The organism is Pseudomonas sp. ARP3 (assembly GCF_001029595.1).
GTDB classification, from domain to species: domain Bacteria; phylum Pseudomonadota; class Gammaproteobacteria; order Pseudomonadales; family Pseudomonadaceae; genus Aquipseudomonas; species Aquipseudomonas rhodesiae.
This window is the reverse complement of record NZ_LEKF01000002.1, coordinates 483,869-497,602: the sequence shown is the minus strand read 5'-3', so window position 1 is coordinate 497,602 and position 13,734 is coordinate 483,869. Positions and strand designations below refer to the sequence as shown.

Here is a 13,734-nt window from a genome sequence, read left to right as displayed (position 1 = left end):
TCAGTGGTGTAAATCTGACATGGGTGTGTGTCGCTAGTGTGTAAAGCGCTGGCTGGGGGCCACGACGGCCAGTTCGACGCGATAGCTTGCCGGGCTGAATACCCGCGTCACGGCCAGCATCGCCAGCACTGTCACGGTCAGCACCCACCAGGCACTGACGAAGTCGCCAGTAAGCTGGCGCAGCCAACCGGTCATCCACGGTGAAATGGCGTTGATCAAAAACCCCACGCCTTGCACGAAGGCCGCCAGTTGCCCGGCATGGCGTGGGTCGCGGTGGTGGTCGAGGGTCAGCAGCAGGCTCAGGGCAAAGCAGGCGCCCAGGCCGAAGCCGCACAGGGCCACCCACAGGTGGGGATATTCCAGCGGCGCGAAGATCAGGCCGAGGTAACCCACGGTTTGCGCCAGCAGGCTGATGACCAGCAACGGACGACGATCGACACCGCGTTGCGCCAGCACCGGCATCAGCAGCGCGGCGATCACTTGAAAAATGGTCATGTACGCCAGCAGCGAGCCGCTGGGCAGCACGCCCCAGCCCAGTTGCTGGTAATAAGCCGGTAGCCAGGCCACCAGGCTCATGTAGCCGCAGTTCACCAGGCCGAAATACAACGCCAGCAACCACGCGCGCCGATTGCGCAGGCCTTCCAGCGCCGGCGGCACTTGCGGGTTACGCGCCGCGCCCAGCGGCAGCCAGGCCCACAACAGCAACGCGCCGAGTGCCGGCAACAGCCAGACTCCGAGCCCGGCCTGCCACTGCGCAAAGTGCGTCGCCACCACCGGGCTGAGCAACGCCGCCAGCCCGCCGCCGGCCATCAGCGACGCCGAGTACACCCCCATCGCCACCGGCACGCGATGACGAAACTCGCGCTTGATCATCGCCGGCACCAGCGCCTGGATCAGCGCCACACCGGCCCCGCCGAGCAATGCCGTGACCAACAGCGCCGACGCCTGCCCCATCAGCCAGCGCGCCAGGCAGGCCAACAGGATCATCATCAGCCCCAGGGCGATGCCACGCCGCTCGCCCAAGCGTGCTTCCACCCGCACGCCGACCAGCGCCACCAGGCCCATGCACACCACCGGCAGGCTGGTCAGCAGGGCGCTGCTCTGGAAACTCAAGCCCGTGGCCTGGCGAATTTCGCCCAGCAGCGGGCTGATTGAGCTGAGGATTGGTCGCAGGTTCAGGCCCAGCACCAGCAATAGTCCCCAGCCGGCGAGGGATTTGTTCAGGGTCATGCAGGCCGCTCCGGGCACGATGGGAGGTGAAGTATGGGCAGCCCTAAGGGTATTCTGAAATTAAATATAACCATGCCAATCAGTGGCAAACACAATGGTGATGTGGATGTTCGACCCCGTGTTATTACGCAGTTTTGTCGCCGTGGTGGACTGCGGCAACTTCACCCGCGCCGCCGAGCGCCTGCACCTGACCCAATCCACCGTAAGCCAGCAGATTCGCCGCCTGGAGGACGCGGTGGCGTGCCAATTGCTCGACCGCGACCAGCGCCGCGTGGTCGCCACTGCCGAGGGCGAGCGCTTGCTGGCGTACGCGCGGCGCATCCTCGCGCTGCATGAGGAGGCCGCTGAGGTGCTGATCAGCCAACAAAGTGACGGTGTGCTGCGCCTGGGGGTGCCGGAAGATTTTGCCGCCGAGCGCCTGATGCCGCTGTTGTCGTCATTTGTGCAGGCTTATCCACGGGTGCGTCTGGAGGTCACCAGTGGTTTGGGCCCCGAGTTGCAACGCCAATACCGGGCCGGCGAGTTCGATGTGTTGCTGGTCAAACAAATGGGCGACAGCGCCGACTGCCTGGCCTCGTGGCCCGAGCCGCTGTGCTGGGTGGACAGTCGCACCACACCCTCCGTGGGGCGCGACCCGTTGCCGTTGGTGGCCTTTCCGGTGGGCGGCCTGTACCGCAATGAAATGCTGCAGCACCTGGAAGTGGGCGGTTGGCGCTGGCGTATCGGTTACTCCAGCGCGAGTTTGGCCAGCGTATGTTCGGCAGTGGCGGCGGGGTTGGGGGTGAGTCTGTTGCCGCGCCGGGTAGTGCAGCCAGGGCATATGGAGCTGGGGCCTGACAGCGGTTTGCCCGAGGTGCAAGGCGTGCGTCTGGCGTTGTATGCCCGCCATGGCCTGAGTGCGGCGGGGCAATGCTTACAGGCTCAGTTGTTCGAATTGTGCGAGAAGTGAAGTGAAGGCAGATCGGGTAGAATTTTGAATTTTTGGTTATTAATAAATAGCTTCTTATTCCTTAACGAATATAACCCCCGTCCCTATACTGCTAGCAACGTTAAACGCTGCAGGAGGGCACACCCATGCACAGCGAGTTGGTTCGTTACCTGATCGTGCCGGGCTGGCAAGGATCGCCAGAAGATCATTGGCAGAGTCACTGGCAGAACAGCCTGCCCAACAGCACCCGCGTGGAGCAGGCCGATTGGTTGACGCCGCGCCGCGAAGACTGGGTAGCCGCGCTGGCCGAGGCGATCGCCGCCGACAGCACGCCAGTGATTCTGATCGCCCACAGCCTGGGCTGCATCACCGTGGCCCATTGGGCCGCAACCGCGCCGCTGCATTTTCTGCGGCAGGTGCGCGGTGCCTTGCTGGTGGCGCCGGCGGATGTGGAACGCCCGGCCTGCTCGCCGGCCTTGCGCAACTTTGCGCCGATCCCTACCGACCTGTTGCCGTTCCCCACCCAGGTGGTCAGCTCCGACAACGACAGTGCCGTCAGTGCCCCTCGGGCCTTGGAGTTGGCGCGCAACTGGGGAGCTGAAGCCGGGATCCTGGCCGGTGCCGGGCATATCAATGTGAAGTCCGGCCACCAGCGCTGGGAGCAGGGTTTCGCTTACCTCTATCGCCTGCAAAGTCGCCTTGAGCATCACGCCCGGCGCAGTGCCTGATCATTTTTTTAACGCCCCCGTCCCGCAGTGGATAGGGGCGGGAGCCTGTCATGAGTCTGCATGAAACCTTCGGCCAGCCACTGCTGACCTTCCCCGACGCGGAAAAAAGCCCGCTGAGCATCCGCGCCAAGGCCCTGGTGTTTGTCGACCCGCGCTCGCGCAAGCTGCGCGAAGACCTGGAAGCGCTCGCGCCGCGTGCCTTGCCCGTACTGATCCGCGGCGAAACCGGCAGCGGTAAAGAGCTGCTGGCGCGGCATATTCACCGTGGCAGTGACCGCAGTGGCTTGTTCGTTTCGGTCAATTGCGGCGCGATCAGCCCCACCTACGCCGATGCCGAGCTGTTCGGCTACGCCGCCGGCAGTCACAGTGGCGCCGCCAGCAGCCGCGCCGGCTGGTTCGGTTCGGCCAATGGCGGCACCTTGTACCTGGACGAGATCGGCGACCTGCCGTTGCCGATCCAGGTCAAATTGCTCGCCGCGCTGGAAAACCACGAAGTCACCCGCGTCGGGGCTCATCAACCGAGCCCGGTGGACGTGCGCCTGGTGGCCGCTACCAGCATCGACCTGGCCCAGGCCGTGGCGGCCGGCAAGTTCCATGAGCGGCTCTTCCACTATTTGAGCGAAGGCCGGCTGGACCTGCCGGCGTTGCGTGAGCGGGTGGGGGATATTCTGTCCCTGGCCGAATACTTCCTGGGCATCTACAGTCAGCGCCTGGACTTGCCGGTGCCGCTGATCAGCGAGGCTGCGCAGCGCGTACTGGAACATCACAGTTGGCCAGGCAATACCCGTGAGCTGGAAAACGTTATTCACTTCGCGTTGCTGGTCAGTAGCGGCGACGAAATTTTGCCCGAGCACCTGAACCTGCCGGTGGTGGATTCGCCTCTGGAGCAAGTGCGGCGGATCTATGCCCAAGCCAGCCCAGCGGAGCAGGCAACGTTGCGCCAATTCCTACATGAGCAAAATGGAATATCAACGTGAATAAAAGATATTGTTCGGGAATAAAAAATCTAGGTATTGTCCGTTCCATGCCGCGATAGCACTTCGCTGGCACCTCACTTAACAAACGGTCGTCAGAGACGCCCTCCGAATATCGATAAGGACACTGCATGAAAAAGGTTCTGTTGTTTACCGCACTCGCCGCTGCCCTGACTGCCAGCTTCGCCCAGGCCAACGAGAAACTGGTGGTGGCCGCCACCCCGATCCCGCATGCCGAGATCCTTGAGCTGGTCAAGCCAACCCTGGCCAAGGAAGGCGTGGACCTGGAAATCAAAGTATTTACCGACTACGTGCAGCCCAACGTGCAAGTCGCTGAAAAGCGCCTGGATGCCAACTACTTCCAGACCCTGCCGTACCTGGAAAACTTCAACAAGGGCAAGGGCACCAACCTGGTGACCGTGGTGGGCGTGCACGTTGAACCGTTCGGCGGTTACTCGAAAAAGATCAAGAAAATTGAAGAGCTGAAAGACGGCGCCACCGTGGCAATCCCGAACGAAGGCTCCAACAGCGGCCGTGCCCTGTTGCTGCTGCAGAAAGCCGGTGTGATCACCCTCAAAGACCCGACCAACGCCCTGGCTACACCGAAAGACATCGCCAGCAACCCGAAAAACCTCAAATTCAAAGAGCTTGAATCGGCCTTGCTGCCCCGCGTGCTGGACCAGGTCGACCTGGACCTGATCAATACCAACTACGCCCTGGAAGCCGGCCTGAACCCGGCCAAAGATGCGCTGATCATCGAAGACGCCAAGTCGCCTTACGTGAACTTCCTGGTAGCCCGCCCGGACAACAAGGACAGCGATGCAATCCAGAAACTGTCCAAGGCCCTGACCAGCCCGGAAGTCAAAGCCTTTATCGAGAAGAAGTACAACGGTGCGGTCGTGCCGGCGTTCTGATGTAAGCCAAAACCCCCTTCAAGGTTTCAACGCCGACGGCTCACATAGCGTCGGCGTTTTTTTATGTGTGGAATCTGGAGTGCAATCAAAATGTGGGAGGGGCGGTGCGACGATTCGACTTGCCCCTCCCACATTAGATCTTTACCTCACAGTGGAACTTCAGCGTGTCAGAGCGCGCGGCTATTGATCGCCCTGCGCAACGCCACCAACCATTTCACCAGCTCCTGCGGATCAATCGGTTTCGCTTTGTTCATTGTTTATTCCCTCGAAACACAGACCCCTCAACCATAGTCGCCACCCGTTCACTCCGCGAATCCCGAGGTTATCTTTTTGGGTGATATCAATATGCTATTTAGGTATTTAAATTTTACTTTTTATACCTTTAAAGTTCGTGCTACCCAGCGTTACCCACGTTGGCTTGGATAGCACGCGCCGCTCTACCCTGCGGCGTCATGGACTGCAAATGACCTTCGATTTCGCTTTTATCCCCAGCACCCTGCCGGCGTTTTTGAACGCTGTGGGTGTCACGCTGCAAGTGGGCCTGATCGCCATCGCCACCTCATTGCTTGTAGCGCTGATCAACGCGGCGCTGCTGGTGTTTCGCACGCCGTACCTGTCGCGCCTGGTGGCGTTGTATGTGGAGCTGGCGCGCAATACACCGCTGCTGATCCAGCTGTTTTTCGTGTACTTCGCCTTGCCTGCCCTGGGCGTGAATATCTCCGGGTTTTGGGCCGCGATCATCACCATGACGTTTCTTGGCGGCGCCTACCTCACGGAAGTGCTGCGCGCCGGCGTGGAAGCGGTGCCGCTGGCGCAGATCGAGTCGGGCAAGTCCATCGGCCTGTCCGACTGGCAACTGCTGCGCCATGTGATCCTGCCCCAGGCCGGCATTCTCAGCCTGCCGGCACTGTTCGCCAATTTCATCTTTTTGCTCAAGGAGACCACCGTAGTTTCTGCGGTGGCGGTGCCGGAAATTCTTTACACCACCAAGAGCTACATCGCCCTCTATTACAAAACCTACGAAATGCTCGCCGTGCTGACGCTGATTTGCGTGCTGTTGTTTTTACCGCTGTCGCTGCTGCTCAGCCGCTTGGAAAGGAGGCTCCAGCATGGCCAGTTCGGGTCTTGAGTTGTTATGGGTGTCGTTGCCGCAACTGGGTAAGGGCGCCGCGCAGACCTTGTCGATCTCGGTGCTGAGCATCGTTTTCAGCACCCTGGGCGGCGTGCTGTATGGCGTGCTGCGCACCTTGAATAACAAGGCGATCAACGCGGTGCTGCGCGTCTATCTGGAACTGTTCCGCGCGATTCCGGTGTTGGTGTGGTTGTACCTGTTGTTTTTCGGGTTGCCGATTTTCTTCGGCCTCAGCCTCCCCAGTTTCTGGTGCGCGGTGCTGGTGCTATCGCTGTGGGGCGCCAGCGAAGTCGGTGAGGTAGTGCGTGGCGCCCTGCACTCGTTGCCCCGCGGCCAGCGCGAGGCGGGCTTGTCGATTGGTTTGTCGGCGCCGCAGTTGTACGGCTACGTGCTGCTGCCACAGGCACTTAAACGCATGACCCCGCCGACCATCAACGTCTACACCCGCATCATCAAGACCAGCTCCCTGGCAGTGCTGATCGGCGTGGTGGACGTGATCAAGGTCGGCCAGCAAATCATCGAGCGCACCTATGAGTCGGTGTTGATCTACGGCGCGCTGTTTCTGTTTTTCTTCTTTATCTGCTACCCGTTGTCGGCCGCCTCCAAGGTGCTGGAACGGCGCTGGGCCCAAGCATGAGCGCATTGATCGAGTTTCAGGGTTTCAACAAATTTTTCGGCGAGCAGCAGGTACTCAAGGGCATCGACCTGAGCGTGCACAGCGGCGAAGTGGTGGTGATCCTCGGCCCCAGCGGCTGCGGCAAAAGCACCTTGCTGCGCTGCCTCAACGGCCTGGAAGTGGCCGACGGCGGCAGCTTGCGGTTTGCCGGCCAGGAGCTGTTGGATAAAAACACCGACTGGCGCCAGGTGCGGCAGGACATCGGCATGGTGTTCCAGAGCTACCACTTGTTCCCGCACATGAGTGTGCTCGACAACCTGCTGCTCGGCCCGCTGAAAGTGCAAAAACGCAACCTGCACGAAGCCCGCGAGCAGGCTGAACAACTGTTGGCGCGTGTCGGCCTGGCGGACAAGCGCGACGCCTTCCCGCGTCAGCTCTCCGGCGGTCAGCAGCAACGTATCGCCATCGTCCGCTCGTTGTGCATGAACCCCCAGGTCATGCTGTTTGACGAAGTCACCGCGGCCCTCGACCCGGAGATGGTCAAGGAAGTACTGGAGGTGATCCAGGGCCTGGCCCGCGAAGGTATGACGCTGCTGATCGTCACCCACGAAATGGCCTTCGCCCGCGCCGTCGCCGACCGCGTGGTGTTCATGGAGGCCGGTCGCATTCTCGAACACAACACCCCCGAGGCATTCTTTACGAACCCGCAGACCGCACGCGCGCAGCAGTTTCTGGAGAAGTTTTCCTTTGTTTCAACACTGCCCAAGAAGATCAAGGAACTGGAATTGCTATGAAAAAACTACTACTGCCCCTGGTGGCCGTCGCTCTGCTGGTCGGCTGCGATAAAAAGGCCGAAGAGCCTGCAAAACCTGTGGCTGCTGCGAGTTACATCGACAAAATCAAGGCGCGCGACAAGCTGATCGTCGGCGTATTCACTGACAAACCGCCGTTCGGCTTTGTGGACGAGGCCGGGCGCTACGTCGGCTTCGATACCGATATTGGCCGTCGTTTCGCCAAGGACCTGCTGGGCGATGAGAACAAAGTCGAATTCGTCGCGGTGGAGCCGGCCAGCCGTATTCCGTTCCTGCAAAGCGACAAGGTCGACCTGATCCTGGCCAACATGACCGTCACCCCGGAGCGCAAGGAAGCGGTGGACTTCACCCACCCCAACCTGAAAGTCGCGGTGCAGGCCTTGGTGCCCAACGATAGCCCGGTCAAGCACCTGGATGACCTGGCGACCCGCACCCTCATCGTCACCACCGGCACCACCGCCGATATTTGGCTGACCAAAAACCACCCGGACTGGAAACTGCTCAAGTTCGAGAAGAACTCAGAATCCCTGCAAGCGCTGGCGGCCGGTCGCGGCGATGCCTACGCCCAGGACAACCTGGTGCTGTTCAGCTGGGCCAAGCAGAACCCAGGCTACCGCGTGCTGGAAGAGAAGCTCGGCGACGAGGCGCCAATTGCGCCGGCAGTGAAGAAGGGCAATATCGAACTGCGTGATTGGGTGAACGCCGAGTTGGCGAAGTTGGGCGAGGAGAAATTCCTGCTCAAACTGTATGACCAATACGTACGTAAAGAACTCAGCGATGACACCCCGCCTGACAGTGTGATTGTCGAAGGCGGCAAATGGCAGGGCTAGTTCTGCGCTGACTGTTGTACCGCTATCGGGGGCAAGCCCCCTCCCACATTTGAATGTATTCATAAATCAAAGTGTGGGAGGGGGCTTGCCCCCGATGAGGCCGGTGAAATCACCTCAATACTCTCTTCCCCATGCAGATAAGGAACCCTGATCTAAGCTGACAGTCGCATACACACTGGCACGTCGGCATCACGCAAAAGGAGACTGCATGGGCGGTCGTATTTCCACTTGTATATTCGGTCTTGGCTTAGTCGCGTTCTTGAGCGGTTGCGGTCAGGAAAACACCGAGCCCAAGGCGCATTCCCGGGTGTTTGTGCAAACCGTGGAGCCAGCGGATTTCGCCGCGGCGGTCACGCTGACCGGGGATATCCAGGCGCGGGTGCAAACCGATCTGTCCTTTCGCGTGGGCGGCAAGATCATCCAGCGCATGGTGGATGTGGGTGACCGCGTCAGCGCCAAGCAAGTGCTGGCCAGGCTTGATCCCAAAGACTTGCAGACCAACGTCGATTCGGCCCAGGCCCAGGTCGTGGCTGAACAGGCGCGGGTCAAGCAGACAGCGGCGGCCTTTGTGCGCCAGGAAAAACTCCTGCCCAAGGGCTACACCAGCCGCAGCGAATACGACTCGGCCCAGGCGGCGTTGCGCAGCAGCCAAAGCGCTTTGGCCGCCGCCCAGGCGCAACTGGCCAATGCCCGTGAACAACTGGGCTACACCGCGCTGGTGGCCGATGCGCCGGGTGTGATCACCGCGCGCCAGGCCGAGGTAGGCCAAGTGGTGCAGGCCACCGTGCCGATTTTCAGCCTGGCTCGCGACGGCGAGCGCGATGCGGTGTTCAACGTATATGAATCCCTGCTGGTCGAACCGTCGACCGATACGCCGATCACCGTCAGCCTGCTGGACAACCCAAGCATCCAAGTGCAGGGCAAGGTGCGCGAAGTCACCCCCGCCGTGGCCGCCAACACCGGCACCGTGCAAGTGAAAATCGCCCTGCAGGCGCTGCCCGAAGGCATGCACTTGGGCTCGGTTGTCAGCGCCACTGCCAATGGCCCGGCCAAGGCCAGTGTGGAACTGCCGTGGTCGGCCCTCACCAAGGACCTCAACGAACCGGCGGTGTGGCTGGTGGACGGCGACGGCAAGGTGCAGCTGCATAAAGTCACCGTGGCCCGCTATCTCACTGGCAAAGTCATCCTCAGCGAGGGTCTCAAGGGCGGTGAAAAAGTCGTGGTGGCCGGCGGGCAATTGTTGCACCCCGGTATGCACGTCGAGATTGCCCAGCCAGGAGCCCAGCCATGAAGCGTCTGGTATTGATGCTCGCCGCCGGCCTGTTGCTGGCGGCCTGCTCCAAAGAAGAGCCCGCGCCCGAGCCGGTGCGCCCGGTGCTGTCGATGCAAGTAAAGGCTGAAGACCAAGAAAACCTCGGCCGCTTCGCCGGCACCATCCAGGCCCGTTACGAAAGTAACCTGGGCTTTCGCGTGCCCGGCCGCATCGCCCGTCGCCTGGTGGATGTGGGCGCCGAAGTGGAGAAGGGCGCCTTGCTGGCCGTGCTCGACCCCACCGACCAGCAGAACCAGTTGCGCGCCGCCCAGGGCGACCTGGCGCGGGTGCAGGCGCAATTTATCAATGCCCAGGCCAATGCCCGGCGCCAGCAGGAACTGTTCAACCGTGGCGTCGGCGCCCAGGCCCAGTTGGATGTGGCCCTGACCGACCTGAAAACCACCCAGGCCTCCCTCGACCAGGCTCAGGCCTCGGTCAACCAGGCCAAGGATCAGCTCAATTACGCCGGACTGCGCACCGACCACGCCGGCATCGTCACCGCCTGGAATGCCGAGGCCGGCCAGGTGGTCAGCGCCGGCCAACAAGTGGTAACCCTGGCGCGCCCGGATATCAAGGAAGCGGTGATCGACCTGCCCGCCGGCCTGGCCGAGCGCCTGCCGCCGGATGGGGTGTTTCTGGTTGCCGGGCAACTGGACCCGAGCATCAATACCACCGCCACCGTGCGTGAAATCGAGCCCCAGGCCCAGAGCGCCACGCGCACCCGTCGCGCGCGCCTGACGCTGGCCGAAACACCACCAGCGTTCCGCCTCGGCACCGCCATCAGCGTCACCCTGAGCACCGCCATTGAGCCGCGCATCGAGCTGCCGGTGAGCGCCTTGCAGGAGGTGGACGGCGCCACTCGCATCTGGCTGCTCGACACGCAAAACCAGAGCGTGCAGCCGCGCGACGTCACGGTGATCAGCCGCGAGGCCGGCAGCGCCTTGATCAACGGCGGCGTCAAACCCGGCGAGCGCATCGTCACCGCCGGCGTGAACAGCCTGAAGCCCGGGCAGAAAGTCAAAATCGACGAGGACAGCCCGCGATGAAAGGCAGCTTCAACTTATCCGACTGGGCCCTCAAGCATCAGTCCTTTGTCTGGTACCTGATGTTCGTCGCGCTGCTGATGGGCGTGTTCTCGTACATGAACCTGGGGCGCGAAGAAGACCCGTCGTTCACCATCAAGACCATGGTGATCCAGACCCGCTGGCCGGGCGCAACCCAAGAAGAAACCCTCAAGCAGGTCACCGACCGCATCGAGAAAAAACTCGAAGAACTCGACTCTCTGGATTACGTGAAAAGCTACACGCGGCCAGGCGAGTCCACGGTGTTCGTATTCCTCAAGGACACCACCAGCGCCAAGGCCATCCCCGAAATCTGGTACCAGGTGCGCAAGAAGATCGACGATATTCGCGGAACCTTCCCCCAGGGCTTGCAGGGGCCTTCGTTCAACGATGAGTTCGGTGACGTGTTCGGGTCGGTGTACGCCTTCACCGGCGACGGTCTGTCGATGCGCCAACTGCGTGACTACGTGGAACAGGTGCGTGCCGAAATCCGGGCAGTGCCGGGGCTGGGCAAGGTCGAGATGATCGGCCAGCAGGACGAAGTGATTTACCTGAATTTCTCCACGCGCAAACTGGCGGCCCTGGGTATCGACCAGCGCCAAGTGGTGCAGAGCCTGCAATCCCAGAACGCCGTGACCCCGGCCGGGGTGATCGAAGCCGGACCGGAGCGTATTTCGGTGCGCACCTCGGGGCAGTTCGCCTCGGAGAAGGACCTGGCCGACGTCAACCTGCGCCTCAACGACCGTTTCTATCGCCTGGCGGATATCGCCGAGATCAGCCGTGGCTACGTCGACCCGGCGCGGCCGATGTTCCGTTTCAACGGCAAGCCCGCCATCGGGTTGGCCATCGCCATGCAGAAGGGCGGCAATATCCAGTCGTTCGGCAAAGCCTTGCATGAGCGCATGGACGAGCTGACCGCCGACCTGCCGGTGGGCGTCGGCGTGCATAAGGTTTCCGACCAGGCCGAAGTAGTGGAAGAAGCCGTGGGCGGCTTTACCAGTGCGTTGTTCGAGGCGGTGATCATCGTGCTGGTGGTGAGTTTTATCAGCCTCGGTCTGCGTGCCGGGCTGGTGGTGGCGTGTTCGATTCCGCTGGTGCTGGCGCTGGTGTTCGTGTTCATGGAATACAGCGGCATCACCATGCAGCGCGTGTCGCTGGGCGCGTTGATCATCGCCCTCGGCCTTTTGGTGGACGACGCGATGATCACCGTGGAGATGATGATCACGCGCCTGGAAAAAGGCGAAACCAAGGCCCAGGCGGCCACGTACGCTTACACCTCGACCGCGTTCCCGATGCTCACCGGTACGCTGGTCACCGTGGCCGGCTTTGTGCCCATCGGCCTCAATGCCAGCTCGGCAGGGGAATACACCTTCACCCTGTTCGCGGTGATCGCCGTGGCGATGCTGGTGTCGTGGGTGGTGGCGGTGTTGTTTGCGCCGGTGATCGGCGTGCATATTCTCAGCGCCAATGTGAAGCCGCACAACGCCGAGCCTGGGCGCATTGGCCGGGGTTTCAATCGCGGCATGCTGTGGGCGATGCGCAACCGCTGGTGGGCCATTGGCATCACCGTGGGGCTGTTCGTGGCGTCGGTGTTCTCCATGCAGTTCGTGCAGAACCAGTTCTTCCCGTCGTCGGATCGCCCGGAAATCCTGGTGGACCTCAACCTGCCGCAGAACGCCTCGATCAACGAGACGCGCAAGGCCGTCGACCGCCTTGAAGCGATCATCAAGGACGACCCGGACATCGCCCGTTGGAGCACTTACATCGGCCAGGGCGCGATTCGTTTCTACCTGCCCCTCGACCAGCAACTGGAAAACCCTTACTACGCACAGTTGGTGATCGTCAGCAAAGGCCTGGAAGAACGCGGCGCGTTGATCGCACGCTTGCAGAAGCGTCTGCGCGATGACTTCGTCGGTATCGGCAGTTATGTGCAGCCGCTGGAAATGGGCCCGCCGGTGGGGCGTCCGATTCAGTATCGGGTGTCCGGCAAAGACACCGACCAGGTACGCAAACACGCCATCGAACTGGCGACCCTGCTGGATAAAAACACCCACTTGGGTGAGATCATTTACGACTGGAACGAGCCAGGCAAAGTGCTGCGCATCGACATCGCCCAGGACAAGGCGCGGCAACTGGGGCTGTCCTCCGAAGATGTCGCGCAGTTGATGAACAGCGTAGTCAGCGGCGCGTCGGTGACCCAGGTGCACGACGATATCTACCTGATCAACGTGGTCGGCCGCGCCGAAGACGCAGAGCGCGGCACGCCGGAAACCCTGCAGAATTTGCAGATCGTCACGCCCAACGGCACGTCGATCCCGCTGCTGGCGTTTGCCACCGTGCGCTATGAGCTGGAACAGCCGCTGGTGTGGCGTCGCGACCGCTTGCCGACCATCACCATCAAGGCCTCAGTGCGCGATGAGATGCAGCCGACCGACCTGGTCAAGCAGCTCAAGCCGGAGATCGACAAGTTCAGCGCCGGCCTGCCGGTGGGTTACAAAGTCGCCACCGGCGGTACCGTGGAAGAAAGCGGCAAGGCCCAGGGCCCGATCGCCAGCGTGGTGCCGCTGATGCTGTTTTTGATGGCGACGTTCCTGATGATCCAGTTGCACAGCGTGCAGAAGATGTTCCTGGTGGCCAGTGTTGCGCCGCTGGGGCTGATCGGCGTGGTGCTGGCCCTGATTCCCACCGGCACGCCCATGGGTTTTGTGGCGATCCTCGGCATCCTGGCGTTGATCGGCATCATCATCCGTAACTCGGTGATCCTGGTGACGCAGATCGACGCCTATGAGCGCGACGGCTACACGCCGTGGGATGCCGTGGTGGAGGCTACCGAGCACCGCCGTCGGCCGATTCTGCTCACGGCCGCTGCGGCGAGCCTGGGCATGATCCCGATTGCCCGCGAAGTGTTCTGGGGGCCGATGGCGTACGCGATGATCGGCGGCATCATCATCGCCACCTTGCTGACGCTGCTGTTCCTGCCGGCGCTGTATGTGGCGTGGTACAAGATTCGCGAGCCCAAGCCTGAAGAAAAAACCGTTTAGAAATGGGGGAGGGGGCTTGCACTAATGCCAGTCGCCCTCCTCAGTATTAACTGAAAGAACCGGCTCAAAATGTGGGAGGGGGCTTGCCCCCGATAGCAGTGGTTCAGTCAGCCCAGCTATCATTGACGCATCGCTATCGGGTGCACGCCGAATCGT

12 protein-coding genes are annotated in these 13,734 nt (G+C 61.7%); 11 read left to right on the top strand and 1 reads right to left on the bottom strand.

Annotation, left to right across the window (positions count from 1 at the left end; translation table 11 throughout):
• Nucleotides 1-33: 33 nt before the first annotated feature.
• On the bottom strand, nucleotides 34-1,230 hold the full coding sequence (locus ABX75_RS03970) for a CynX/NimT family MFS transporter (protein WP_047881488.1): 1,197 nt from the start codon (nucleotides 1,228-1,230) through the stop codon (nucleotides 34-36).
• A gap of 106 nt (nucleotides 1,231-1,336) precedes the next feature.
• Here ABX75_RS03970 and ABX75_RS03965 point away from each other — a divergent pair, with 106 nt between their 5' ends.
• The 11 genes from ABX75_RS03965 to ABX75_RS03915 all read left to right on the top strand — a co-directional run bounded on the left by ABX75_RS03965 (nucleotide 1,337) and on the right by ABX75_RS03915 (nucleotide 13,578).
• Nucleotides 1,337-2,179 carry a LysR family transcriptional regulator gene (locus ABX75_RS03965; RefSeq protein WP_040265346.1) on the top strand — a complete coding sequence of 281 codons (843 nt, stop codon included), beginning with the start codon at nucleotides 1,337-1,339 and terminating at the stop codon, nucleotides 2,177-2,179.
• Between the two features lie 125 nt (nucleotides 2,180-2,304).
• Nucleotides 2,305-2,886: an alpha/beta hydrolase gene (locus tag ABX75_RS03960; RefSeq protein WP_047881487.1), complete on the top strand. Its 582-nt coding sequence runs from the start codon at nucleotides 2,305-2,307 to the stop codon at nucleotides 2,884-2,886.
• A 50-nt stretch (nucleotides 2,887-2,936) separates the two neighbouring features.
• On the top strand, nucleotides 2,937-3,863 hold the full coding sequence (locus ABX75_RS03955) for a sigma 54-interacting transcriptional regulator (protein WP_034111285.1): 927 nt from the start codon (nucleotides 2,937-2,939) through the stop codon (nucleotides 3,861-3,863).
• A gap of 128 nt (nucleotides 3,864-3,991) precedes the next feature.
• Nucleotides 3,992-4,774: a MetQ/NlpA family ABC transporter substrate-binding protein gene (locus ABX75_RS03950; protein ID WP_034095325.1), complete on the top strand. Its 783-nt coding sequence runs from the start codon at nucleotides 3,992-3,994 to the stop codon at nucleotides 4,772-4,774.
• A 463-nt stretch (nucleotides 4,775-5,237) separates the two neighbouring features.
• Nucleotides 5,238-5,903 carry an amino acid ABC transporter permease gene (locus ABX75_RS03945; protein ID WP_047881486.1) on the top strand — a complete coding sequence of 222 codons (666 nt, stop codon included), beginning with the start codon at nucleotides 5,238-5,240 and terminating at the stop codon, nucleotides 5,901-5,903.
• Entirely contained in the window at nucleotides 5,884-6,543 is a 660-nt protein-coding gene (locus tag ABX75_RS03940; RefSeq protein ID WP_034095327.1) for an amino acid ABC transporter permease, read from the top strand. The genes ABX75_RS03945 and ABX75_RS03940 overlap by 20 nt, the downstream gene beginning before the upstream one ends.
• Nucleotides 6,540-7,316, top strand: coding sequence for an amino acid ABC transporter ATP-binding protein (locus ABX75_RS03935; RefSeq protein WP_034095328.1), 777 nt, complete (start codon nucleotides 6,540-6,542; stop codon nucleotides 7,314-7,316). Before ABX75_RS03940 ends, ABX75_RS03935 begins: the two co-directional genes overlap by 4 nt.
• The gene (locus ABX75_RS03930) at nucleotides 7,313-8,164 is read left to right on the top strand and encodes a transporter substrate-binding domain-containing protein (protein WP_034095329.1); all 852 of its coding nucleotides are present in this window, start codon (nucleotides 7,313-7,315) and stop codon (nucleotides 8,162-8,164) included. The genes ABX75_RS03935 and ABX75_RS03930 overlap by 4 nt, the downstream gene beginning before the upstream one ends.
• Nucleotides 8,165-8,372: 208 nt before the next feature.
• Nucleotides 8,373-9,455: an efflux RND transporter periplasmic adaptor subunit gene (locus ABX75_RS03925; protein ID WP_034095330.1), complete on the top strand. Its 1,083-nt coding sequence runs from the start codon at nucleotides 8,373-8,375 to the stop codon at nucleotides 9,453-9,455.
• Nucleotides 9,452-10,522, top strand: a complete 1,071-nt coding sequence (locus tag ABX75_RS03920; RefSeq protein WP_047881485.1) for an efflux RND transporter periplasmic adaptor subunit — start codon at nucleotides 9,452-9,454, stop codon at nucleotides 10,520-10,522. The genes ABX75_RS03925 and ABX75_RS03920 overlap by 4 nt, the downstream gene beginning before the upstream one ends.
• Nucleotides 10,519-13,578: an efflux RND transporter permease subunit gene (locus ABX75_RS03915; protein ID WP_034111294.1), complete on the top strand. Its 3,060-nt coding sequence runs from the start codon at nucleotides 10,519-10,521 to the stop codon at nucleotides 13,576-13,578. Before ABX75_RS03920 ends, ABX75_RS03915 begins: the two co-directional genes overlap by 4 nt.
• The last annotated feature ends 156 nt before the right edge of the window (nucleotides 13,579-13,734 follow it).